This window comes from Chitinophaga niabensis, assembly GCF_900129465.1.
Lineage (GTDB): Bacteria > Bacteroidota > Bacteroidia > Chitinophagales > Chitinophagaceae > Chitinophaga > Chitinophaga niabensis.
Genome location: NZ_FSRA01000001.1, coordinates 3,178,189 through 3,204,227 on the forward strand (window position 1 = coordinate 3,178,189; position 26,039 = coordinate 3,204,227).

Below are 26,039 nucleotides of genomic sequence, written 5' to 3' on the forward strand. Positions count from 1 at the left end.
AAATACAAAGTAAACTGCCATGACATCTAATCTTTCAACAACTCAGCCAATTAATAAAGGTCTATTGATTAAACGTATGCTACTGGGTGCAGCCATCGCTTTAGCAGTGATCTCCCTTTTCATATTTGCCGGAGAACCGAACCCCGCCTGGCCAGCGTATTGGAGAGTAAGGCCACTTATTATAACACCCCTGGCAGGTGCAGCAGGTGGCGCATGTTATTACGTTATAGACCAACATCTGCTTAACCAGCCAGGCTGGAAAAAAGGTTTGGCTATTGTATTGAGCATACTGGTTTATGTTATTGGATTGTGGATGGGTATTGTACTGGGGCTGGATGGCACCATGTGGGATTGATCCTTATTCATCCAGGTTCACTCCGTAGAAAAATGCGAGCTGTTTCTCTGCCATTCGCTTAGGCATGCTCTTCATCAAGCCGTCACGCAACCCGGTAAGGAAACGGCCTTTCCAGTTGGTCAGCTTTGCTATCTGCCAGGATAGTTGAACGATCTTCTTCGCTCTCCCCATCCTGCGTTGCTGATAAGTTTCAAATGCCTTTTTATAATTCTCCTTAGCGGCAAGGCATTGCGCCAGCACCCATGCATCTTCTATTGCCAGCCCTGCTCCCTGCCCTACATTGGGTGTAGTGGCATGTGCAGCATCTCCCAGCAATACAGCACGTCCGCGATGCCATATATTCAGTGGCTCCAGATCGGAAAGGTCGTTTTGTATCAGATGTTCAGGGCGCAGGTGCTGCAACATGGTTTGCATGTATCCGGGATAATCCGCCAGTTGTTCCCTGATATATGGCAAAGCCTTTTCAGGTGACATGACCGTGCCGGCAGGCATGGCTTTGGTTGCCCAGAAATAGACCTGCTGCGGGCCAACCTGTGTAAACATAGCACGCAGGCCATCCCCTTTTTTACTCCAGATCTCAGAAGCTTCACGTGCTTCTGCCGCTGGCAGATCTACAGGAATAATGGCCCTCCAGCAGGTCTGCCCTGAATAACGATAACGGGCCTTCGTTACATATTGTTCACGAACAGCTGAACGGATACCATCTGCTCCTATGACCAATGTACCCTGCGCCGAACTACCATCCAAAAAATGCACGGTGATGCCTCTACTGTCTTCATTGATGGATGCGCAGTGCTTATTATACTGTACAGGTTGCGCACAATGCTCCAGCAATACACCCTGCAAAGTGGCCCGGTGTAATCCGTAAGTACCAGTACCATATTTTCTTTCTACTTCCGCATTGTTGATCTCCTGTAAGATCTCCCCACGGCAGTTACGGATATAAATATTGTCCGCCAGCACAGCCTTCTTTTTTAATTCCCCTGCAATACCCAGCCGGTCATATACCCGCATGGCATTTGCTCCAAGCATGATACCAGCACCCACCGGCTGGTTCCCCTGTGCAGCATCATATATTTCATATGTTATCCCCCTTTGCTGTAAAGCAAGCGCAGTCGTCAGGCCACCAATACCCGCTCCGATGATGATCACTTTCATAAAATAATGTAACTTTAGGTCAAATGTACTAATTATTTCCATTCTAGGTCAAATGGCCTAATATTTATTTTATGAGCACAAAGGATAAGATACTGGATACCGCATTGGAATTATTTAACACGCAGGGGATTGAAGCTGTAACTGTCCGGCATGTAGCCCAGGCCATGGGCATCAGCCATGGCAACCTCCAATACCACTATGCAAATACAGATCTTATCATACAGGCATTATATGACCGGCTGGCTTCCCGCTTCGATGCAATGCTGGTAACTCCTCCGGATAAAATGAATGCTTTCCGTCAGAGCGTAACGGCCAGCTTTGAACTGATCTACGAATTCCGTTTTATATTCCTGCATTTCGTGGAAATCGGCCGCCGCATTCCGGCCATTACAAAACATTATAAAGACAACCTGCGAAAACGGGAGCCACAGTTCCTGTATATTTTCAACGTCATGCAACAGCAGGGAATTATGAGAAAAGATATACCAGAGGATATATTAAAATTATTCGTGCATCAGCTGTTCATCGTTACTGACTTCTGGCTGTCCAGCAACGAGATCACCTTACAATTAAAGGAGAAAAAAGCCCTGAAATACTATTCGGGCTTATTCTGGGGGATGTTCTATCCGTATTTTACAGCGAAGGGATTGAAGGAATTTGCAGATTAACCTACATTAGCTTCTTCACAGATACCTGTGGTGCCTCGCCCTTCGGAACAATAAAAATAGCATCGTTCTCCACCTTTTGCCCGGAATCCAAAAAGAAACCTGCGGGAATGGTCATCTCAGAATTTACCAGCTTACCATCATTATTCCTGTTGAGGTAAGTTACTTTTATCTGATGCGTGGCCATGCTCACCTCCAGTTTTTTGGACGTAAGCCTGGCACCGGTAGCATTCACACAATTTAATTCCACAATTTTACCGCCCCCGATACTTGAAAGATCAGGATAGGTTTTAAGGCGTACATTAAATGATTTGCCCGTATTGTTCTGAACACTGGCCACTACTTTATACCGGTCAAAACTCTGCCCTTTTACATCAACCGATTCCTTGTTCACAATATTAAAAGTAACGGCAATACCATCAAGGTCCAGGGTTTCGCCATCTTTGATCTGCTGGGCATGCAGTACGGTCATAAGAAAGGAGAACAATAGCGTAAGAGATATCCTAAGCATATTCAAATGTTTTATGATTGAACATCGAAAATACTTAATTGTTCAGCTTTGCATATACTTCTATTTCCTGTTCACTCAGCGATGCAAACAACACGCCTTCCACCCGAACAACCCGGGAATTGTTAATACCAATGAAATCCAATATGGATCGTAAATAAGGGGCTACAAAATCCAAAGCCGGCGTTTCCCCCGCTGAATAAATCCCTCCGGACGACATAGCAATATAGGCCACCTTTCCCTGTACCAGCCCTATCCGTTTCCCTTCCGCATCATAACCAAAGGTCACCCCGATACGCAAAAGCTGATCTGCCCATGATTTTAGCCGGGCATCAATACCATAGTTATACATCGGCGCTTCGATAATGATAATGTCTGCTTCAAAGACCTCCCGCACCACACCGTCAGAATAAGCCAATACATCCATATCAGCCGCAGTCCGGTCTGCCGGGTCTTTGAAAAAGGAAACAATATGTTGTTGCTGCAAATAAGGAGGGGGTGTTTCTACTAAGTCCCGCTCTACGATAACTGAGCCGGGATGCATTGCCAATAACTGCTCAGTAAGTTTCTTTCCCAGCTTTTTGCTGTTGGAGTATTCCGCTCTCGGGCTGGACGTTATACGAAGGATCTTTTTCATTATTCCGTTTTGCTTTATAACGAGCAATAAAACAAAACGGGGACATGCTAGTAACTTGCCTGCCCGATATCCAGCCGGCTGATCTTTCCTGAAGGATCTATATGGAACTTGAAATAGGTTTTAAAATCTCCCCACTGATCGCTGTGAAATTTGCCATATACATCCAGGCTGTTGTTCTCCACTTTATCAATACTGGTAAACCGTTCATGGCCTAAAGCCTTCCCGGAGAACTGCTTGAAGTTCATTTTATTGCCATCATCATAAAGCTCCGCATTGGCCGTAAATAAAGCGAACCATGCTTTACTGTCACCGGCATTCAATGCTTCAATGGCTTTCTTAACAACAGGGTTGGTTAATTTCTCCATGTTCATGTTATTTGTTTTTTTTCTGCCCCAAGGTCGGGGTTAGGATCACAATATTTCCAGCGGTGCGAATTTGAGGATACCATCCACAAAAGGAACCGCATAACTCCTGGTGGCATCTGAATTGGCACCCACCAGCAACCCAACGATCAAATGGCTGCTGGACAGGATAATGCTGCCGGAATTACCGGGCTGTGAAAAAGGTTGGCCATCTGTAGGTGCAATTTCAACCAGTTTGGTGAACAGGTAGGGTTTACCGCAAAGGTCAAACTGCATCACATGGTTGATAAAGCTTTTCATGATCTTCCCTCTCCTTACACCCCCATTCTCTTCCTTCATATATACAACCCCAAACTGGCGGGGTTCAATATACCCTGCCGGTTTGGTGATGGTACTATCATCTATCTGCCATGTTGTTTGAATACCAGGCGTTAGTTTGCAAAGTGCCATATCTACCAGGTTAATGGTATGGTTGGCATTCATTACACTGAGTGGTACCCAATGGCTCAAAGTAGCTATCTGCTCATGGGTATCTGCCCTGAGGATGGCATCCCCCACAGCACAATTGTTCAGATTGGCCAGTACATGGTTATTAGAGATCCCATAAACAGCATCCCGGCCCGGCATGGTAAAAAAGCCTCCAAGGGAGCCTGCTCCACATATTCCTTCCCTCAATATTTTAGTATTGTTCTGCATAAAACCGTTTATTTTTTCTGCCCGGTATTCCTCCGGGAAAGATGCAGGTTAAAGATGGTTACATCTACCCCTAAAAAGGCGCCGAACCTAAAGGCATTGGCGGAATAGGTAACACCTTTCTGATCTATATTCCGTAACTCAGGCGTGTAATTGCAGCTAAGGCCAAACACAACAGGACTGTTATTGAAATGCCACATCACCTGCGCTCCCGGAGATAACAATTGTTTCCAGCTGATCTCCGGCGCGGTGGATTCTGTAGAGTCTCCTGACAAACGATAGTTCAGTACCGCGCCAAGATCTACCAGTTGCAAGCCCACGCTCATGCTGGCATACTTATTTTTCTTTGCACGCTCTTCCAGGTCTTTCCGGGAACGTACATGAAAACTAAAATCAAAACCGATCGGCAAATAAGGGGCTGCAGAGAAACTGGTAGCCGTTTTCTTATCCTGGTTAGGAACAATAGCGCCGGAAGCATCTGTAGGATATTTGCGGATGTTCTCAGCGCCCAGCATTACACCCGGGAATGCACTCAGGGATACAGCAAACTGTTTTGTATTCTTCAGCTGATATCTTCCTTTCGGGATCAGTTCATCCAAAGCGGCTTCTACCTGCTCCGGCTTATCGGCTGAAAGGATGTTGAGCATAAAGCTGCCATAAAGCTGGAGGTTACTGATCATCTTATCAAAATCAGGATTGTTCTGTCCTTTATTGAGGGTGGTAAAAACGCCTAACGCACCATCCAGCACTTTGCCATATTCCTGGGTAGAGATCCCCTCTCCTATTTCCTGCGCATACCGGAAGTAAGGTTCTATGCTGGCTTTGAACAATACATCATCTTTTTCCAGTTTAAAGAACTTCATAAACTGCTGTGTTTGTGTGAACAGGCCAAATGCAACTTCAAACAACTTCCGGCTGTCGTCAAAGCTAAGTTTACCGGTTCCAGCCTGGCTGATCAGGTTTTGATAAGTTTGCACCTGTGCAATTACCTTTCTAACCAGGTAATGAAACGCTTCTGTTTTTTTGAAGAGATCACCATTAAAAATATCCAGTTTAGCAGGGGAATCCATTACATATTCCAGGCGGCGGTTGTTCCGGGCATACATCAGTTTTATCAGCACCATCCAGCTGTCTGCATCCAGTGTTTCCACATCGTCCAGCTTCACAGCTTTATAAGTAGTATTATTTTCCAGTGTACCAGATACCTTCATCAGGATATCAGAGAGCACAATGATCCTTTTAAATAAAGGATTGTCTTTAAATACATCCTGCCCTGCACAATAGCCATCGGAAATAGAAGCAACAGCGCTTACCACATGTTCTTTCAGGTACAGGCGATAAGTAAGGTCTGCGCTTCCCATGATGGCCGCCTTCAGTTCTTTTTTTGTGGCATCTTGTATGGACGGTATCTTGCTAAATAGAACATCCACGTATTGTTCGTTCATTAACAGGTGGGGAATACGCCTGAGGTCTTCCTGCATGGCGGCTTTCCACTTATCCCCATATTTGGCCAGGCCAAGCCCGTTATCCTGGGTGAAAGCTTTTGTAACGCTTAAGGTTTGTACCAATAACGGGCTTAAAATTTCACTTTCATTCAGGCGGTTATACCAGCCTTCCAGATAAGACTCTACCAGTTCTTCTTTTCCACGGCGGATGATAAAATCTGTGATGCCATATATAATAGCTGATTCAGAAAATGCAAAGTTCGTAGGGCTTCCTGTTGATTGACCAACAAACACCTCTATGGCCTTTTGAATTTCCTTCAGGAATAAAAATTTCGCAGGAAAGTCACGTACCTTTTTCAGTTCATCTTCACTCTTTACTTTCAGCAGCCAGGCAGCATACAGGATCTCTTTTTCAATCGTTTTGTTCTCTTCATCAGACAATACTGCAGGAACTGCTGCTACCGCCGGGGCCGGTGCGGGTGCTCCGATAGCTCCTTCTGCAGGTACAGGAACCGGATCAGTTGCAGGGCGCTCAGTTTTAAATGCATCCTGCTTTGCAGCAGCTACCAATTTCTGCACATGTTTGGAAAGGGTATTCATTTTTTCCCCTCCGCTTGTTAGAACAGGTTTCCCATTTGCATCAAGACTAACCACTACATCCTTCAATGCCGTTTCTGCCAGTTTGGACAGCTTTTTTGCTTCCGTAAAATAATTGTCTTGCGCCAACAAGCTGCCGGATAACAATACAAGTAAACAAACAAGTTGTATCTTTTTCATCTATCAGGGATTTATTCTAGTCGATAGGATTTATAGCACCTTCATCGGGAGCAGCAATACCGGAGCGCTCACGACGGGGCTGGTCACTTTCCTTATTATAGGCATCTTTATTTTCATCTGCCAGCGCGAATGGCTCTCCGGCTCCATCTGTTTTCAATGCCAGCTGTTTCTTTGCCCATTCCCAGATCCGCTCACTGTACACAGCACCAACAAGGCAAGCCAGGAATAACACGTGCGGGTTAGGATTATTGCTGCCATTGTTCACAATGGCAATACCTCCTTTGGTAGCCAGGAAAATAACGATAGCAGCAGAGAAGCCACGGATGATCACGATATACAGGTTATCTACCAAAGGATCTTTCTGTGAGATCTTCCTGCGGATATTCACAAAGCTTGAAATGGCTGCGCCCAGCATACCAAAGCCAAACATCCCGATCAGTAAAACAAGATCAGGTGCATTGGGTTTGATCAGCCAGCTGGCGCTTCTGCCCAGCCAACCCCAATCCGTACCCGGCGTAGGTTCTATTGGTTCCGGACCCCATTGGGATGCATCCGGCAATATATCTCCCGGCTGCCTGTAAAAAATAAAGTTCGTGCTGGTGTAATTGGATATTTCTGCCGGAACGATATTACCGTCTTTCACCCTTCCCAGATCTGTTACAAAACCACTGTAGGCAGATACATAACGTGCAATGGGATCCTTTACATAGAACATGTAGTCATCATTGATCCTGGCCAATGCCCTGCGGTAAAGGTCTTCCTTGATCCTGATCTCATTACCAACATACTCCTGCAATAGCTGGTAATAGGTATACCTGAGTTTAACAGATCCGTCTTTCCCCTTCAGTTTATCATTCAGTTTTTTAACAAGGTTATCTTTGGACGTTACAAATTCCTTTACGGAATTATTGAATTCATTCGTCCGTTTCACAAGATAACGGTGCTGCTCTTCCATATTTCCAATGAACTGCCCGTTGTTCCGGTTTAACAGTTCTTTGGCCAATCCGCTCAATTGTTCCACATTAGTGGTCCTCATCACCTGGCTTAGCGGAACCGTATCCTGGGCAAAAGTATTCATGGTCATACTAAGATCACCTGATGCGGCGATCCTTATCTGGTATACCGCCGTATCCTTGTTCTGATCATTGTACCCAGGAAAGTTATTATTATAGGGAATGGCAATGGTTACACAGAGGATCAGGTATAAACTTCCGCTCATGAGCAGGAACAGGGCAACATTCTGCTTAACCGCCCTGGAACCTCCGATGATACTGCTATGATAGAATTGAAGGCTCCTTTTCCGTATCTGGTAATCGGTGGTTGCTTCATCATAAAAAAGGCTCCTCAATACTTCATGTAAAAGACAGGCTGTTAGCAGGCCGCCTAAAAAATACGGGGTAAAGAGCCTGGTCTTTTCAAGCAGGAGGCTGTAGGTGTTCTTAATCAACATATACACCTTCTCTGTACCCACTTTTTCCGTTGTGCCCACTGCTATTTCGATCCCACTCAGCAACTGTTCCAATGGCACTTTTATCAAAGAAACCGGTACCCAGAAAAGCACATAAAAGAAATCGCGGAACAGGAAACAGGATACGGAGATCGTGAAAAGCCGCATACCAAAGGTGACACCAAACATGTTTGGCCTGAAGAACAGGTACCGGAATAAGAGAAATACCAGCCTACAGCCAATAAGCAGGATCAACAGCAACAAAACGCCGGTGAGCAGGGAAGGAATTACAGGGATCATATTATCAGATATACAGTATAATATTAATAAAAATATTAAAGCAAGATGCCGCTCAACGAAAATGGGGTGTCGGTTAAATCTGATGCTAATGAAGGATCAACGGGGCTAATTCACTCATAATCATCACAATCAGCTATTAAAAGTACTCTTTACTTTGAATTTTTCAAAAAAAACAAAAGGGTGTCAATCTGTTAGGACCAAAACCCTTTTAAGTTAACAAACCGTTTTATGTTACATCATTTCGTATCCAGGTCATCTGTTTCTTCCACATCATCCAACCCTGCATCCTTTACATTGCTCCTGCCCGTATCCGGAAGATCAGATTCCCTGACCTCCGGCACCTGGCGTTCTGTGGAAACCTCGTGCTGTTCTTCTTTATCTTTTTTATCCTTGTCTACCATACGCTATAAGCAATGCGCCTGTTGTAAGGCACTGTTTTAGTTATCAGTGAACCCACTACGGGGAAAACGCCCAGTGCAAGATGTGGAAGGAACACCTCATGTGAGAAATGGAATAACCAGGGCGCAGCCATCAATATCAACCCGCCTGTTATGTCCAGCAACAGGTGGGTTTTAAACGAAATGGCCCTGAAGAGACCACCTTCATAATGTGTAAAAAGTGAAAGGAAGATCGTGGCAACGCCCATCAATACCGGCAGCCATTCTGCAATTGTTCCGTCGTTAAATTGGAAGATCCAGGGAGCGTTGATCAGCAGGATACCATACATGTAATCCAGCCTGGCATGTGATCTGGTAGAAATGATACGCATAGGAAAACTTTTGATTTTCTATCCAAATCACATACCAAATTTATCAGGAAGACTGAGGATAAAAGTAGAACCCTCATCTGCTACGCTGGTAGCAGTAATAGTACCATTGTGGTGGTCCATAATTTTCTTGCAGATGGAAAGGCCGATGCCGCTACCTTCTATTTCATGGTAACTGTGCAGGCGTTTGAATACGGAGAAAATATCTTCCAGGTATTGACTATCAATGCCAATACCATTGTCCTTTACAAATACCTGGTATCTTTCGGGAGAACTCTCTGCATAAATATGCACTTCCGGCGCCAGTTCTTTCCGTTTGAACTTAAGGGCATTGCTCAGCAGGTTAAAGAATACCTGCCGCATCAGTACAGGGATTACGGGTATGGAAGGCAAAGTATCTATCCTGATCACCGCATTGGTAGCCTGGATCTTCATTTCCAGTTCCGTCATCGCTTCTTTTACTACGGTGTTCAGATCTGTTACCACAAAATCACCGCCCTGTAAAGCATGCCTTGAAAAGCGCAGCAGGTCATTCACCAGTTGCTGCATGCGGGCTGCCGCGTTTGTGATCTTCACCATATATTTTTCCACATCTTCCTCCTTCCCCTGTTTACTGAGGATCAGATCACTGAATACCCTGATCTTCCGCAAAGGCTCCTGCAGATCATGTGAAGCGGCAAAGGCAAAACGGTCCAGCTCTTCATTTACGGCTGTTAAATGCACATTAGATTTTATTAACTGGTTGTTCAGTTCTCTAACCTTCATTTCGGAGTTCTCCCTTTCTTCCACCTCTCTCTGCAAAGAGGCATTCATGCGCAGCAGCTTTTGTTCCTGTGCTATCAGGGACTGTGTTTTCCGGTATAGTTCCACAAACAGTCCTACTTTGATGCGCAGCAGCTCAGGGTTAATGGGTTTATAGATGAAGTCAACCGCCCCTACCCTGTAACCTTTATAAATAGATTCTTCTTCATAATTATGCGCCGTAATAAAGATGATGGGAATATCTTTCAGCTTATCCCTTTCATAGATCAAAGACGCCGTTTCAAACCCGTTCATATCAGGCATCATTACATCCATAAGGATCAGGGAGAAATCATATTCCTTTAATAATATTTTCAATGCAGCCCTTCCGGAGGCAGCATGCACAATACTATAGTTCTCCCTTTCCAATATGGATCCGATAGACATGAGGTTATCCTGTCTGTCGTCAACAATTAATATTTTAACGGGATCTCTTTCCAGCACGGCTGATAAGTATTATTGCTAAATTAGAAAAAAATCATTTGTAAAGCCACACCCGCATTAACGATAACAACTGATCGATCTTCAGCGGTTTCGTAATGTAATCAGATGCCCCTGCTTCCAGGCATTTCTCGCGGTCTCCTTTCATGGCTTTTGCGGTAACAGCAATAATAGGCAAGGAACTGTTCTTATGCTCTCTGCGGATCTTCTGCATGGTTTCATAACCATCCATTTCCGGCATCATGATGTCCATAAGTACAATGTCTATCTCATTATGTTCATCGAGGATGTTCATAGCCTCCTTGCCGCTCTCAGCAGTTATGGTATTGATATGGTATCTTTCAAAGGCTGTTGTGAGTGCAAACAGGTTCCTTACGTCGTCATCCACTACCAGCACATTTTTATTGCTCAGCACATCTTTTTGTGTACGAAGGTCTTCGATCAGTTTCCTCTTTTCCGGCGTGAGGGTATTATGGTTGATGTGTAACTGCATCACCGCTTCTTCCAGCAACAGGTCCAGTGAGTTAACATCCTTCAGCAATATTTTATTTGCGTACTGCTTCAGTTTTGTTTTTTCGTTCTTGGAAAAGTCTTTGGCAGAATAGATGATCACGGGTGTATTATTGATCTTATTGGCCATCTGGATGTTAGCAAAGAGATCGGTACCTTCCACATCCGGCAACATATAATCTGCAATGATGCAATCGTAGGTATTATGCTCAATGAAATGCATGGCCTCTTTACCGTTCTCTGCAAATTCTATATTGATCAGTTCTCCGTTCTCCAGTATACGTGCTATCTGAGATGCATCCGGTTCACTGTCTTCCACCACCAGCACTGTTTTGCTTTTCTTCGTATCCTGGTCGATGATATTCCTGAACAGCACTGCCAGCACTTCTGTTTTCAGGGGTTTCAGGTTAAAGCTCCTGGCACCTCTTTGCATGGCCAGCAAACGGTTCTCTTCTCCGGAGATAAGGTGAATAGGAATATGCCGCAGGTTGATGTCGTTCTTAAACAGGTCCAGGATCCGCCAGCCGCTGGCATCAGGAAGTTTTACATCCAGTGTAACGGCAATAGGACTGAATTTATTGGTAAGTTCGAACACTTCTCCGAAGCTGGTAGCCACCACTACTTTCAGGCCCATTTCATGTGCCTTTTCCAGCATGATCTTGGCAAACCGCACATCATCTTCCACAATAAGCACTACCTTATCTGTTTCGGAAATATGTGTTCTGTCGTCCCCGATATCATTGATGATCTCATTGAGCCCTTCCAGGTCTTTTGTTTCTGATACCTTGATGGTAGGTACGGATTGCAGCAGGTCCATGTCCTCCGACAATTTGTATTCACCTATGGTAAGACTGCTGGCTTTCTCCTTCTTGATAGCTGATGGGTTGTAGCGTAGTGGCAGGAAGAGTGTAAACGCACTACCCATACCTGCTTCACTTTCCAGTTCTATAGAACCTCCCAAAAGATCTGCCAGGCCACGGCTGATGGAAAGCCCCAGCCCTGTACCGCCATACTTGCGGCTGGTGGAACCTTCTGCCTGTTGAAAAGCTTCAAAGATGATGTTCTGCTTATCTTTTGAAATACCGATACCGGTATCTTTGATCTCAAAGGCTACTACCCTATCCGCATTATCCAGGCTGCTGTTCACTATTTTCCAGTTCCTGTCTGCCTCATAGATCCGCAGCCTTACTTCTCCTTTCTCCGTGAACTTGAAAGCGTTGGAAAGCAGGTTCTTCAGGATCTGGTTCAACCTTTGCACATCCGTTTCCAGGGTATGAGGTAGTTTCTCATCCATGGAAATACTGAAGCGCAGGTTCTTGCTTTCAGAAATATGTTTGAAAGTAGTTTCCACAAAGCTGGTCACCTCGTTGAAACGTACTTTAATGAAGTCAGTAGAAATATAGCCGGATTCGATCTTAGACAGATCGAGGATATCATTGATCAGTTGAATAAGGTCATCCCCGCAGCTGTGAATGGTTTTCGCATAACGCACCTGTTTCTCGTTCAGGTTGCCATCGTAGTTTTCATATAACTGCTGCGCAAGGATCAGTAAGGAATTGAGCGGGGTACGCAACTCGTGGGACATATTGGCGAGGAACTCGGATTTGTATTTGGAAGTAAGCTGCAGCTGCTCTGCTTTTTCTTCCAGTGAACGCCTTGCTTCCTCCACCTCTTTGTTCTTTCCTTCCACTTCTTCTTTTTGTTTCACGAGCAGGTGTGCTTTATCCTGCAACTCTTCATTCGTTCTTCTCAATTCATCTGCCAGCGACTGGGATTGTTCCAGCAGGTCTTCTGTACGGGAGTTAGCTTCAATGGTATTTAATACAATACCGATACTTTCTGTTAACTGGCCAAGGAAGTCCAGGTGGGTTTGACTGAAAGTATCGAAAGAAGCGAGTTCTATCACCGCTTTGATCTCTGTTTCAAACAATACCGGCAGTACGATCAGGTTGAGTGGAGAAGCTTCTCCAAGCCCTGAACCGATCTTGATATAATCAGGTGGTACATTGGTGAGCAGGATCCTTTCCTTCTCTACGGCGCATTGCCCCACTAATCCCTGTCCCAGTGCAAATTCCCTGGTCAGGCTTACTTCATCCCCGTAGGCATAGGCTGCAAATAATTTCAGTTTAGGATTGTGCAGGTCTTCTTCCTGTTCAAGGATATAGAACATCCCCTTCTGTGCATTCACCACCTGGGCCAGTTCGGATAAGATCCTGCGTGTTACTGTGTTCAGGTCTTTTTGTCCCTGCAGCATCTGTGTGAACTGTGCAAGGTTGGATTTCAGCCAGTCCTGTTCTTCGTTCCTTAAAGTGGTCTGCTTCAGGTTGGCGATCATCTGGTTGATGGTATCTTTCAATTGTTCCACCTCTCCTTTTGCTTCTACGCGGATCATTTGTGTAAGGTCTCCTTTCGTTACGGCAGAAGCTACCGCAGAGATGGCACGCACCTGGGTGGTTAGGTTTTCTGCCAGCTGGTTCACGTTTTCCGTGAGGTTCTTCCAGATACCGGATGCACCGGGTACGCTGGACTGGCCACCCAGCCTTCCTTCCACTCCCACTTCACGAGCCACGGTTGTTACCTGGTCAGCAAACACCGCCAGGGTATCGATCATTTCATTGATCGTTTCAGTTAATTGTGCAACTTCACCACGGGAAACGATGGATAGTTTTTGTTTCAGGTTTCCTGTTGCTACCGCGGTCACTACTTTTGCAATACCGCGTACCTGGTTAGTAAGGTTGGATGCCATCATGTTCACAGAATCCGTAAGGTCTTTCCAGGTACCGCCCACACCCTGTACTTCTGCCTGGCCGCCTAATTTTCCTTCTGTTCCTACTTCACGCGCCACACGGGTTACCTCAAATGCAAAAGAGTTCAATTGGTCCACCATGGTATTGATCGTGTTCTTCAGGTCAAAGATCTCACCCTTTACATCGATCGTTACTTTTTTGGACAAGTCTCCCGATGCCACTGCTTTTGTTACCTCTGCGATGTTACGTACCTGCGAAGTAAGGTTACCTGTCATCTGGTTCACAGAGTCTGTAAGGTCCTTCCAGGTACCTGCCACGCCGGGTACGAATGCCTGGCCTCCCAGTTTACCATCTGTACCTACTTCCCTGGCCACACGGGTTACTTCAGATGCGAATGCACGCAACTGGTCCACCATGGTATTCAGCGTCTCTTTCAATTGCAAGATCTCTCCCCGTACGTCCACCGTGATCTTCCTGGACATGTCTCCATTTGCCACCGCAATGGCCACGTCTGCAATGTTACGTACCTGTGCCGTAAGGTTACCTGCCATCTGGTTCACGGAATCCGTGAGGTCTTTCCAGGTACCTCCCACGCCCGGCACGTTTGCCTGGCCACCCAGTTTTCCTTCCGTACCTACTTCACGTGCCACACGTGTTACCTCTGATGCAAATGCACGCAGCTGTTCCACCATGGTGTTGATCGTATTTTTCAGTTCAAGGATCTCTCCTTTTACATCCACTTCTATTTTACGGGAAAGGTCTCCATTCGCCACCGCCGTTGTTACTTCCGCAATGTTACGCACCTGCGAAGTAAGATTGGAGGCCATGATATTTACAGAGTCAGTTAAGTCTTTCCATAATCCTTCCACACCGGGCACATCTGCCTGCCCGCCCAGCTTACCTTCAGAACCAACCTCACGGGCTACACGAAATACCTCGGAGCCGAATGAGTTGAGCTGGTCCACCATGGTGTTGATGGTATCTTTCAATTCCAGGATCTCTCCTTTTACGTCCACCGTGATCTTGCGGGAGAGGTCACCTTTTGCTACCGCAGTAGTTACCTCTGCAATGTTACGTACCTGTGCCGTAAGGTTGGAACCCATCTGGTTCACAGATTCTGTAAGGTCCTTCCAGGTACCGCCCACGCCCTGTACTTTCGCCTGGCCACCCAGTTTTCCTTCTGTACCTACCTCAAGGGCTACACGCGTTACTTCTGATGCGAAAGAGTTCAGCTGGTCCACCATCGTATTGATGGTTTTCTTCAGTTCAAGGATCTCTCCGGCAACATCTACCGTGATCTTCTTGGAAAGGTCGCCGTTAGCCACCGCGGTAGTTACCTCTGCGATGTTACGTACCTGTGCCGTAAGGTTAGAGCCCATCTGGTTCACGGAGTCCGTGAGGTCTTTCCAGGTACCGCCCACCCCTTGTACTTTTGCCTGGCCGCCCAGTTTTCCTTCCGTACCTACTTCAAGGGCTACACGTGTTACTTCTGATGCGAAAGAGTTCAGCTGGTCCACCATCGTGTTGAAGGTGTTCTTCAGTTCCAGGATCTCTCCCCGCACATCCACGGTGATCTTACGTGAAAGGTCTCCTAATGCCACCGCGGTTGTTACCTCTGCAATGTTCCGCACCTGTGCTGTAAGATTAGAGGCCATCTGGTTCACGGAATCCGTGAGGTCTTTCCACAAACCACCCACCCCTTTTACCGTGGCCTGGCCACCCAGTTTTCCTTCTGAACCTACTTCCCGCGCAACACGTGTTACCTCTGCGGAGAAAGAGTTCAGCTGGTCCACCATGGTATTGATCGTATTCTTCAGTTCAAGGATCTCTCCTTTAACGTCCACCGTAATTTTGCGCGAAAGGTCTCCTCTCGCCACTGCGGTTGTTACCTCCGCAATGTTCCGCACCTGGCCTGTAAGGTTGGAGGCCATTTGGTTCACAGAGTCCGTAAGGTCTTTCCATGTTCCGGCCACACCTTTTACTTCTGCCTGGCCACCCAGTTTTCCGTCTGTACCCACTTCCCGCGCTACGCGCGTTACTTCTGAAGAGAAGGAGTTCAGCTGGTCCACCATGGTGTTGATCGTATCTTTCAGTTCAAGGATCTCTCCCTGCACATCCACCGTGATCTTTTTAGAAAGGTCTCCTTTTGCCACCGCCGTTGTTACTTCTGCAATGTTCCGCACCTGCGCAGTAAGGTTACCTGCCATCTGGTTTACAGAATCCGTAAGGTCTTTCCATACACCCGCCACATCTTTTACTTTTGCCTGGCCCCCGAGCTTTCCTTCGGAACCCACTTCCCTTGCCACACGTGTTACCTCACGGGAAAAGAGGTTCAGCTGTTTTACCATCCCGTTCACTTCTGTAGCGATCCGTGCAAATTCTCCCTGCAATACGTGATCCCCTATCTGCAAATTCATTTCGCGGGAAAGGTTACCTTTTGCCACAGAACTGATCACGTGTGCAATTTCAATAGTAGGATGTACAAGGTCCGATATCAGTGTATTGATAGAGCCTACAGCCGTATGCCAGGAACCTTTAGCCGTTCTCGGCATCATCACCCGGTGATTCAGTTTCCCTTCCTTTCCGATGGTATTCCTGGCGAGGTTTAATTCTTCCACAAGGGTTTCGTTAAGGGAAATGATCTCATTAATGGTATCACAGATCTTTCCGCTTAACCCTATTTTGTCTACCGGCATGCGGACCGTAAAATTGCCGCCTTTTACCTCAGACAATACCTGTAATAATTCACGGGAATTTAACTCATCAGGTAAGGATTCAAGAAGGATTTCATTTGGTTTTCGGGACTTCTTTGTGGAGGACTGAGGAGTTTTCTCCACACTTTCTCCTTTGGCTGTAGAAGTTCTAGCAGTTCTTTTACGGGTGGCCATTTGTTAGATATTAGTTGACATCAACTCATATTAATATTGAAAAGTATTTTTAAGTATCACTTACTCATGATGCTTCATTTATTTTCACATACTACATATGATATTTTGTAAGATATTCGGTACAATAATTATTTTTGAGTATCGAACATAACAACAGTGGAACATATACAATTTTTAGGCCATACTAAAAAAACGATCTTTCTGGCCGAGGATGATCTGGATGATCAGGAGATGTTAGAATATGCCGTTAGAGAGGTCGACCCATATGTGGATATCGTCAGCATTACAAATGGCCGGAAATTTATAGCACATTTAGAGAGTGTTTCCGATCAGGAGTTACCTGTATTGATCGTCCTGGATTACAATCTGCCTGAACTCTCTGGTGTTGAGATAGTTAAACTATTAAACCAGGAAAGGAGGTACCAGGCAATACCTAAAGTAATGTGGAGCACTTCCAGTTCTCCGGTGCATAAATCTATTAGTATTGAATTAGGCATCCTGGATTACATTATCAAACCCAGCGATATGGCTTCATTCATTTCCATTGCGAAACATATGTTGTCTTTTATAAAAGAGCCATTAGCATAGGGTTAAAACTTCATCCGCTGGATCCTTACCGCGTTGAGGATAGCCAGCAGGGCAACACCCACATCTGCAAAAACGGCTTCCCACATGGTAGCCAATCCTCCGGCACCCAGTACCAGCACAATTGCTTTCACACCAAAAGCCAGCGCAATGTTCTGCCATACGATCCTGTTCGTGGCCCTGCCGATGCCAATAGCTGTAGCGATCCTGGATGGCTGATCTGTTTGAATGATCACATCTGCGGTTTCAATGGCAGCATCGCTTCCCAGGCCTCCCATGGCAATACCTACATCACTTAAGGCAAGCACAGGAGCATCATTTATACCGTCTCCTACAAAAGCAATGATGGCGCCCGTATCTTTTTTAGCCTGTTCCACTTTCTCCACTTTATTTTCAGGAAGCAGGTCGCCATATGCATGATCAATTCCCAGGTACTGCGCCACCTTATCTACCACAGATTGTTTATCACCACTGAGCATGGTGGTTTTGATATTCATGCCGTGCAGGGCATTTATTGCTTCTTTGCTATCCTCCTTCATTTCATCTGCGATGGTTACATATCCTGCAAGTTTCCCATCTACCGCTACTACAACAATGGTGTCTGTAATACTGCGGAGTTCTTCTCTTACAGGGATGTTCATTTTCTCCAGCAGTTTTACATTACCGGCCAGCACTGTTCTTCCGCCCGCTTTTCCTTTCAATCCATGGCCGCTGATCTCTTCCAGGTCTTCTACCGCGAGGCCTGGATCTTTAACATGTGCTACAATAGCCTGTGCCACAGGATGTGTGGATCTGCTTTCCAATGCAGCAGCAAGCGGGAGCCATTCTTCTTCCGGCAGATCGTAGCTCTTCACTTCCTGCACTTTAAAAACGCCTTTTGTCAGCGTACCGGTTTTATCCATGATCACGCTGGTGATCTTGGTCATAAGGTCCAGGTAATTAGAACCTTTGAAGAGGATGCCCTTCCGGGATGCAGCCCCTATTCCGCCGAAATATCCGAGCGGGATGGAAATAACCAGGGCGCAGGGACAGGAGATCACCAGGAAGATCAATGCACGGTACAACCAATCGTTGAACACATAGTCAGCTACAAAGAAATAGGGCAGCAATGCAATACCTATCGCAAGAAAAACCACGATTGGTGTATAGATGCGTGCAAAGCGGCGAATGAACTGTTCTGTTCTTGCTTTGCGGGTGGTAGCTTCCTGTACCAGGGTTAATATGCGTGCCAGTGAACTATCGTTGAACAATTTGGTCACCTTCAGCTCTATTACCTTTTCCTGGTTGATCATCCCTGCCAGCGCAGTTTCCCCTTTACGGATGGTGGAAGGTTTACTTTCTCCTGTAAGCGCAGCGGTATTAAATGCGCTGCCTTCACTCAGCATTTCTCCATCCAGCGGAACCCTCTCTCCTGCTCTTACCTGTATGGTATCCCCTACTTTCACATCTGTGGGGGCCACTTCCTGGTAAGTGCCATTCACTAATACCATCGCCGTATCCGGACGGATATCCAGTAATGCTTTAATACTTCTTTTAGCACGGTTCACAGCTGCATCCTGGAATAGCTCGCCTACTGTATAAAAGAGCATCACGGCTACACCTTCAGGGTACTCACCAATGTAAAAGGCGCCGAGTGTAGCGATCGTCATCAGGATGAATTCGGTGAAGATATCTCCCTTCATCAGAAATTTAAATCCCGTAACGGCAACGGGTATACCTACCGGGATGTATGCAATGCCGTACCAGATCAGCCTTACCCATCCGGGGAAGGTGTTGTAGTTATCTGCTATGATACCTGCTATCAGCATGGTAAAACTGATGATGGCAGGGAGATAACTTTTCCAGGCCGGAGCATTGCTGTCCCCATGGCTATGATCGTGATCATGATCGTGGCCATCATCATCACTGTGATCATGATCGTGATCGTGTGAATGCACCTTTAAAACCTCCTTCACCTTCAAGCCCTGTTGCCGGATCTCCTTCAGCACGCCCTCTTTATCCATCAGGGTCTGGTCATACTCGATACGGATATTCCCTGTGGCAGACACAGATACATCCACCAATGCCGGCACCTTCTTCAACTGCCCTTCCACAACCCCAGCCTCCATCATCTCCCTGATCTTTTCCACTTCTACCATCAGGTGGCCGTACTGCCTGGTGATAGCAGCTCCTGCTTCCCTTGCATAGGCCTGTATCTGTTCCAGCGATATCTGATCAGGATCAAAATGGAAACAAAGTTTCGCTTCATCTTTTTCATTACCGGGTAACAAATGTGCTTTCGCGATACCCTTATGATTTTGCATCATGGTGATGATGCGCTGTACACAGGCATCCCTTTCGTCGGGAATTTCCGGCAGCAGCAGATCAAGGTCTATTTTAATCTTTTCCATAATTAATGTGCGTGTTCGCCTGAATTAGTTTGTTTTGCCAATATGAAGAAAGCTCCTTTCACTACTACCTTCGCATCGGTCGGAATATCCTTCAGTGGTGTTATCTCTGTATAACCTACATCTGTGGTACCTTTGGCAACAGGGATCCTTTCAAAATCCACACCGTGATCATCTTTTCCACGAACGATAAAAATATAATCCTGCCCCTGGGCACTGATCAATGCATCTGTTGGTACCGCAGGTACTACGGCTTTTTCCAGGCTGATCAATGCAGTGATCCCCATTCCATCTATCAATCCTGATTTGTTCCCTTTCACCATTGCATGCACGCTCACTGCTTTGCTCTCTCCTTCAAAGGATGATCCCAGGGAGAAGATCTCTGCATCATATTCCCTGCCCGGATTATTGGTGAGTGTAAAATGGATCACCTGGTCCTTCTTTAACTTCGGCAGGTCCTTCTCATACACAAACAGGTCCAGATGCAACTGGCTGTTATCAACGATCTCTGCTACCAGGGTACTCACATCCACATAACTGCCCAGGTTAACAGACACCTGGCTTACCACGCCGTTAATAGGACTTCTCAATGAAATAACCGAGAGCAGTTGCCCATTAGCCAGGGAAGAAGGATTAATGCCCATCAGCTCTATCTGCTGTTTCAATCCGGCCTTTCTTGCCTGTACTGTTCTCAGTTCTGTTTCTGCAGCCTGCAGGTTCTTCAGCGCGCCGGCATTACCTTCGTTCAATTCTTTCTGCCGGTTATACTCCTGTTCTGCATGCTGGATCTTTGCATTGATCCCCACATATTCCTCCTGCACCTGTATAAACTGCGGGTTGGAGATGGTAGCAATCACCTGCCCCCTGGTAACAGCACTCCCCGTTTGCACCAGTAAGGTCTTAATCACTCCATTATAAACGGAATTAATACTGGCTTTGTTCTGATTGGGTACTTTTAATACGCCATTGGCACGCAGTGAGGCTGTTAATTGTTTCTTCTCAATACTGCCCAGTTCAATACCGATGCTTTTCATTTGCTCTTCGGTAAGCGTGGCCGTATTGCCCTCTTCGGCAGAATGCGCTTGTTCTTCTTTTTCCCCGGGTTGCTTCTGCTCAACACTTCCGCAGGCAGTTAAAAAGATCGCTATAATGATGATGAAATACTTCATGGTTTACTGATTGATAAAATAATTGTACGCAATAATGGATTGGTTGTATGCATTGAGGTTCTCCAGGTAATTTCGCTGGATATCGATAGCCTGTGTCAGGAACTGGGATAGTTCTGCAAAGCTGATCTCCCCGGCCCTGTAAGCCAGTGTTGCCGCTTTGATGATCTCATTCGCCTGTTTCAGGCCCACCGTTTCATAGAACCGCAGCAAGCTGTTGTTCTTCTCTGCCTCCTGCTGTGCCTGCACCCGTTGTGTATGAAAAGACTGCATGCCATATTCATACTGCTTCTGTTGCATCGCCACTTCCGCTTTCGCTGTTTTCACTTTATTGCGGTAGGCCCCGGCACCAAATAACGGGAAGGCAGCACTTACAGAGAATCCCGTGAACGGATCACTCAATCCATATAAACGCTGACTGAAGAAACGCCCTGAAAACTCCGGCCTGTTCTCGTTCTTTACAACCCTCACCCCTGCATTCGCAATGGCTACATTCTGCTGTTGCAAACCAATAACAGGATGCAGGCTGTCTGCACCTCCTAAAACAAAAGGCAACTTCTCCAAAGGCTGCAATACCGGCAGCGTGTTTTCCGAACTGTTCATCAACTGCATCAGCAATTGCTGCTGGATCTTCATATCATTACCAGTTTGTTGCAGGAAGGCCTCCAGCTCCTGCATGCGCACGCTCGCAGCGATGCTATCCAATCCCGGGCTATCACCTGTTTTAACTTTCAGTTTAGCAGCCGCATGCAGTGATCTATAAATACTATCCAGCCGCTGGAATAACAATACTTTATCCTGCAGGTACCATAACTGGTAATACACGCTGCGTACATCCCTTTTGATCTCCGGATCGAGGGCTGTAGTATTTGCCTGGTAATACTTTAACTGTTCCGCATACAGGTCTTTCTGCGCATTGTATAAACCGGGCCAGGCAACACTTTGTGAAACACCTATCTTCAGGATGCCCTGTTTATCGCTGGGCCGGAGATCTTCGTTCTCCGCAAAGATGCCTGTTTTAGGAAGCATGCCGGCTGATTTGGTTTGCAGGCGTCCTTTATTGATCTGTTCGTTATTGATGCTGTATTGCAGATTCCCTTTTGCCGCAACCAATGCTTCATCGATCGTTTTCCTTTGTGCCTGGGCAGATGGAACGACGAAGATGAATAAGAGCGCGGCTACTATGGCTCCTTTCATTTTTATCTTCGAATTAAATATGATGTACAATAATGGCAACACTACCAGGGTGAGGAAAGTAGCGGTCAGCAATCCCCCGATCACTACAGTAGCTAAAGGTTTTTGCACTTCAGCGCCTGCCCCTGTGGAAATGGCCATGGGAAAGAATCCGAAGGAAGCTACCGTAGCCGTCATGAGTACCGGCCGCAACCTGATCTTAGTTCCCTCTATCACGCGCTGCACCACATCCTGCATGCCATCTTTTTCCAATTGATTAAAGGTGCTGATCAGCACAATTCCATTCAATACGGCTACGCCAAACAATGCAATGAAACCCACACCGGCTGAAATACTAAATGGCATACCTCTCAGTAACAAAGCAAACACGCCACCAATGGCACTCATGGGAATAGCCGTAAAGATCAATGCCGCTTCTTTAACAGAACCGAATGTGAAAAAGAGCAATACAAAGATCAATGCCAGTGATACGGGCACTGCAATGCTCAGTCTTGCCGAGGCTTCCTGCAGGTTTTCAAAAGTTCCGCCGTAAGTGTAGTAATACCCGGTAGGCAGGATCTTCGCTGCGGTCAGTTTCTCCTGGATCTCCTTCACCACGCTTTCCACATCCCGGTCTTTAACATTAAAGCCCACCACAATCCTGCGCCTTCCTTCTTCACGGCTGATCTGCGCCGGCCCCTCTTTTATAGACACTGTAGCTAATTGATTCAAGGGTACCTGTACACCATCCGGCAGGGCAATGTAAAGATTGCCCACATCTTCTATGGAAGCACGGTTGGCACTATCCAATCTTACCACCAGGTCAAACTGTCTTTCATTTTCAAACACCATGCTCGCTGTTTTTCCTGCAAAGGCAGTGCTCACGGTAGTATTGATATCCTGTATGTTCAAGCCATATCCTGCTATCCTCGCACGGTCATACTGGATCGTAATTTGAGGAAGACCGCTGGTGCGTTCTATCTGCGGTGCTGTAGCTCCTTTCACGGATTGAATAACAGCGGCTACCTTGGGTGCTAATGCTGCCAGTGTATCAATATTCTCTCCGAACACTTTCACAGCCACATCCTGCCTGACGCCTGTCATCAATTCATTGAAACGCATTTGTATGGGCTGGGAAGCTTCAAAGAAAACACCCGGGATCACTTCCAGTTTTTCCAGCATCTTATTGGCCAGTTCTGTATAACTTTTGGTAGTGGTCCATTCTTTCCTTGGCTTTAGCGTAACGATCAGGTCCGATGCTTCAGGAGGCATAGGATCTGTAGGTACTTCCGCTCCCCCCGTTTTGCCTACCACCATTTCCACTTCGGGAAAAGTTCTGAGGATACGGCTGGCCAGCATGGATGTTTCAATGCTCTGGGATAAAGATGTTCCCTGCGGCAATATGCAATGGAGCGCATAATCGCCCTCCTGCAACTGGGGAATAAATTCGCCCCCCATCCTGTTAAACACCACCAGCGTGATCACCAATGCAATTACCGCCGCACCCGTCACCCAGTATTTTATCCTGATAGCACCACGAATAATGGGTGCATACAATCGTTGAAAGAAGTCCATCATCTTATCCGCGATCGTTCTTTTGTGAGAGAATTGCTTCGGAAGGAATAAAGCAGACATCATAGGGATGTATGTGAGGGACAGGATCAAGGCACCCAGGATAGCAAACCCTACCGTTTGCGCCATGGGCCGGAACATCTTTCCTTCAATACCTACGAGGGAAAGGATCGGGATGTACACAATTAAGATAATTATCTCTCCAAAAGCTGCACTGTTACGTATCTTAGAAGCAGATACAAATACCTCCCGGTCCATTTCCGCCTGTGTCAGCCGTTCCCGGCTTTTCCTTAAACCCAGGTGATGCATGGTTGCTTCCACAATGATCACTGCACCATCTACGATCAAGCCAAAGTCAATAGCACCTAAGCTCATCAGGTTGGCGCTTACACCAAACAGGTTCATCAGCCCCAGCGCAAACAACATGGAAAGCGGAATAGCAGATGCCACAATTAAACCTGCCCGGATATTCCCGAGGAATACCACCAATACAAATACTACGATCAGCGCACCTTCTATTAAGTTCTTTTCTACTGTACCGATGGCCCTGTTCACCAGTCCTGTTCTATCCAGGAATGGTTCAATTTCAATATCGGCAGGCAGCGAATTACGGATGGTTTCCATTTTCTTCTTCACACGGGCAACAACATCTGCGCTGTTAGCTCCTTTGAGCATCATCACAATTCCACCTACCGCTTCCTTTTCCCCGTTATAGGTCAATGCCCCGTAACGTACGGCACTGCCCAGTTTCGCATCTGCTACATCCCTGATCAGTACAGGGATGCCGTTCACGGTTTTAATCACAATGTTCCGGATATCATCCAGTGAAGTCACCAGGCCTATGCCCCTGATAAAATAAGCATTCGGTTTTTTATCGATATAAGCACCGCCTGTATTCTCATTATTCTTTTGCAGCGCATTGAAGATCTCCGGTATGGTGATGTTCAAAGACCGTAGTTTATGAGGGTCTACTGCCACTTCATATTGTTTCTTCAGTCCACCGAAACTATTGATCTCTGCAATACCCGGTGTTCCATATAACTGGCGGGATACGATCCAGTCCTGCATGGTACGCAGGTCCATAGCCGTATATTTATCCTCACTCCCTTTCTTTGGGCGGATCACATATTGATAGATCTCCCCCAATCCTGTACTTACCGGTGCCAGCTCTGGTGTTCCCACTCCCTGCGGGATCCTGGTCCCTGCCTCTTTGAGCCTTTCGCTGATCAGCTGCCGGGCGAAATAAACATCTACATCATCTGAAAACACCACCGTAATAACGGAAAGGCCAAAGCGGGAAATGGAACGCATCTCCTGCAGGTCCGGCAGGTTAGCCAGGCTTTGTTCAATGGGATAGGTCACCAGTTGCTCCACTTCCTGTGATGCCAGTGTGGGTGCAACAGTGATCACCTGTACCTGGTTATTGGTAATATCCGGTACAGCATCTATGGGTAAACGCCCGGCACTCCAAACACCCCATGCAATAAGCGCGAGGGTGAGTATGCCGATAATGAGTTTATTCTTTATCGAAAAATTGATAATACTATTCAGCATGTTTCAGTAAAAGTTTTAAATGCATAACCTTGCGCCATACGGATCCCCGTATGAACACAGCTACAAAAAAGTATACATTTAAACTAACTGAGGCGGCTGCCAGATGGGAAGGGAAATTTCATGCAGGGAATCTGCATAGAAAAAGCTGAAATGAGAAGAAGAAACGGGCACCGTTAAAGTGATAGCCGTATGATAGATGAATGAAAAACTGGCACAGCATGTGCAAATACAGAATGGGGAACAGGCATCCGGATGCTGGTCCTGAACAGGCTGCGTCATAGAAATACTTTCGGTATCCCCATGTACCACGTTAGCATCCGCACAAGGCAGACAGCTAAGTGTTAATACGAGGACAGCCAATATGTATGTCAGCAAACGCATGACACAAAAATAGGGTATTCCGTCACTTTATGGATGAATATTAATGACAATACGTTGCAATTTGGTCCAATTATCCGATTCTTTACATAGGCTTGACATAGGCTCAGGATAGGGTATTTGTTTAAGTATCCTATACTACTGCTACACGCTCCAATCCCTTTTGAACGGCAGTTTCCATAATTCCCGGAATACCTCCTCCTTCTATCCGGAACGTGGTGATATCTGTAAGCCCGATAAACCCAAGAATGAACCGCAAATAGGGTTCTGCATGATCATAAGTTTGCATAGGCCCTTCTGAATAAACCCCGTTTGCTGCAATCGCCAGGTATACCTTCTTATCCTTCAGCAAGCCCACCGGTGCACCAGTCGCATAACTGAATGTCAGGCCCGGGCGTACGATATGGTCTATCCATGCTTTCAATGCGGAGGGTAAATTGAAGTTATACATCGGAACCCCGATCACGATAACATCCGCATCAAACAACTCCTGTACGGCTGCATCTGAATCTTTCAGCACGTCCTCCGGTTTCTCTGTGGCCCTGTAGGCATTGATCAGCGCCGAATCAAGATGCGGATAATCTTTCTCTGTAGTATCATTCACCACCACCGTACTGCCGGGATGGAGGTTCTGTATCTTTTCTATGATCCTGTTGGCCAGCAAAATACTGCTGGATGCAGCCCCTCTGGGGCTTGAACTGATGTGCAATATCTTTTTCATAAC

19 protein-coding genes are annotated in these 26,039 nt (G+C 46.3%); 3 read left to right on the top strand and 16 right to left on the bottom strand.

From position 1 onward, the window contains the following. Positions 1–64: 64 nt before the first annotated feature. The gene (locus BUR42_RS12565; protein WP_200798252.1) at positions 65–355 is read left to right on the top strand and encodes a hypothetical protein; all 291 of its coding nucleotides are present in this window, start codon (positions 65–67) and stop codon (positions 353–355) included. Positions 356–358: 3 nt separating this feature from the next. Here BUR42_RS12565 and BUR42_RS12570 read toward each other — a convergent pair whose 3' ends face one another. Further along, a complete protein-coding gene (locus BUR42_RS12570; protein ID WP_074239566.1) occupies positions 359–1,513 on the bottom strand; it encodes an FAD-dependent monooxygenase in 1,155 nt (384 codons plus the stop codon). 71 nt (positions 1,514–1,584) lie between these two features. Here BUR42_RS12570 and BUR42_RS12575 point away from each other — a divergent pair, with 71 nt between their 5' ends. After that, the gene (locus BUR42_RS12575; protein ID WP_074239567.1) at positions 1,585–2,181 is read left to right on the top strand and encodes a TetR/AcrR family transcriptional regulator; all 597 of its coding nucleotides are present in this window, start codon (positions 1,585–1,587) and stop codon (positions 2,179–2,181) included. A gap of 1 nt (position 2,182) precedes the next feature. On the opposite strand, the gene BUR42_RS12580 is transcribed toward BUR42_RS12575, so the two are convergent. From BUR42_RS12580 to BUR42_RS12620, 10 genes are all read right to left on the bottom strand, one after another. Further along, complete coding sequence (locus BUR42_RS12580; protein ID WP_143197430.1) at positions 2,183–2,689, bottom strand: hypothetical protein; 507 nt, start codon at positions 2,687–2,689, stop codon at positions 2,183–2,185. 34 nt (positions 2,690–2,723) lie between these two features. Next, the gene (locus BUR42_RS12585; RefSeq protein WP_074239569.1) at positions 2,724–3,323 is read right to left on the bottom strand and encodes an FMN-dependent NADH-azoreductase; all 600 of its coding nucleotides are present in this window, start codon (positions 3,321–3,323) and stop codon (positions 2,724–2,726) included. Positions 3,324–3,370: 47 nt separating this feature from the next. Further along, positions 3,371–3,688 carry a nuclear transport factor 2-like protein gene (locus BUR42_RS12590; protein WP_200798253.1) on the bottom strand — a complete coding sequence of 106 codons (318 nt, stop codon included), beginning with the start codon at positions 3,686–3,688 and terminating at the stop codon, positions 3,371–3,373. A gap of 45 nt (positions 3,689–3,733) precedes the next feature. After that, positions 3,734–4,381 carry a hypothetical protein gene (locus BUR42_RS12595; protein WP_143197431.1) on the bottom strand — a complete coding sequence of 216 codons (648 nt, stop codon included), beginning with the start codon at positions 4,379–4,381 and terminating at the stop codon, positions 3,734–3,736. A gap of 8 nt (positions 4,382–4,389) precedes the next feature. After that, entirely contained in the window at positions 4,390–6,600 is a 2,211-nt protein-coding gene (locus BUR42_RS12600) for a hypothetical protein (RefSeq protein ID WP_143197432.1), read from the bottom strand. A 16-nt stretch (positions 6,601–6,616) separates the two neighbouring features. Continuing rightward, positions 6,617–8,347, bottom strand: coding sequence for a hypothetical protein (locus tag BUR42_RS12605; protein ID WP_074239573.1), 1,731 nt, complete (start codon positions 8,345–8,347; stop codon positions 6,617–6,619). Positions 8,348–8,583: 236 nt separating this feature from the next. Beyond that, on the bottom strand, positions 8,584–8,748 hold the full coding sequence (locus BUR42_RS29760) for a hypothetical protein (protein ID WP_159442261.1): 165 nt from the start codon (positions 8,746–8,748) through the stop codon (positions 8,584–8,586). Further along, positions 8,742–9,116, bottom strand: a complete 375-nt coding sequence (locus tag BUR42_RS12610) for an SPW repeat domain-containing protein (RefSeq protein WP_074239574.1) — start codon at positions 9,114–9,116, stop codon at positions 8,742–8,744. The genes BUR42_RS29760 and BUR42_RS12610 overlap by 7 nt, the downstream gene beginning before the upstream one ends. Before the next feature lie 27 nt (positions 9,117–9,143). Continuing rightward, a complete protein-coding gene (locus BUR42_RS12615; RefSeq protein WP_074239575.1) occupies positions 9,144–10,358 on the bottom strand; it encodes a sensor histidine kinase in 1,215 nt (404 codons plus the stop codon). A gap of 34 nt (positions 10,359–10,392) precedes the next feature. Next, positions 10,393–16,500, bottom strand: coding sequence for a HAMP domain-containing protein (locus BUR42_RS12620; RefSeq protein WP_200798254.1), 6,108 nt, complete (start codon positions 16,498–16,500; stop codon positions 10,393–10,395). A gap of 156 nt (positions 16,501–16,656) precedes the next feature. Here BUR42_RS12620 and BUR42_RS12625 point away from each other — a divergent pair, with 156 nt between their 5' ends. After that, positions 16,657–17,088, top strand: a complete 432-nt coding sequence (locus tag BUR42_RS12625) for a response regulator (protein WP_074239576.1) — start codon at positions 16,657–16,659, stop codon at positions 17,086–17,088. A gap of 2 nt (positions 17,089–17,090) precedes the next feature. On the opposite strand, the gene BUR42_RS12630 is transcribed toward BUR42_RS12625, so the two are convergent. The 5 genes from BUR42_RS12630 to BUR42_RS12650 form a co-directional block, all read right to left on the bottom strand. After that, positions 17,091–19,475, bottom strand: coding sequence for a heavy metal translocating P-type ATPase (locus BUR42_RS12630; protein ID WP_234979665.1), 2,385 nt, complete (start codon positions 19,473–19,475; stop codon positions 17,091–17,093). 2 nt (positions 19,476–19,477) lie between these two features. Continuing rightward, on the bottom strand, positions 19,478–20,641 hold the full coding sequence (locus tag BUR42_RS12635; protein ID WP_074239577.1) for an efflux RND transporter periplasmic adaptor subunit: 1,164 nt from the start codon (positions 20,639–20,641) through the stop codon (positions 19,478–19,480). Positions 20,642–20,644: 3 nt separating this feature from the next. Beyond that, positions 20,645–24,937: a CusA/CzcA family heavy metal efflux RND transporter gene (locus BUR42_RS12640; protein WP_074239578.1), complete on the bottom strand. Its 4,293-nt coding sequence runs from the start codon at positions 24,935–24,937 to the stop codon at positions 20,645–20,647. Positions 24,938–25,015: 78 nt separating this feature from the next. Beyond that, positions 25,016–25,318: a DUF6660 family protein gene (locus BUR42_RS12645; protein ID WP_074239579.1), complete on the bottom strand. Its 303-nt coding sequence runs from the start codon at positions 25,316–25,318 to the stop codon at positions 25,016–25,018. Between the two features lie 130 nt (positions 25,319–25,448). After that, positions 25,449–26,036 carry an FMN-dependent NADH-azoreductase gene (locus tag BUR42_RS12650; protein ID WP_074239580.1) on the bottom strand — a complete coding sequence of 196 codons (588 nt, stop codon included), beginning with the start codon at positions 26,034–26,036 and terminating at the stop codon, positions 25,449–25,451. Positions 26,037–26,039: the final 3 nt, after the last annotated feature.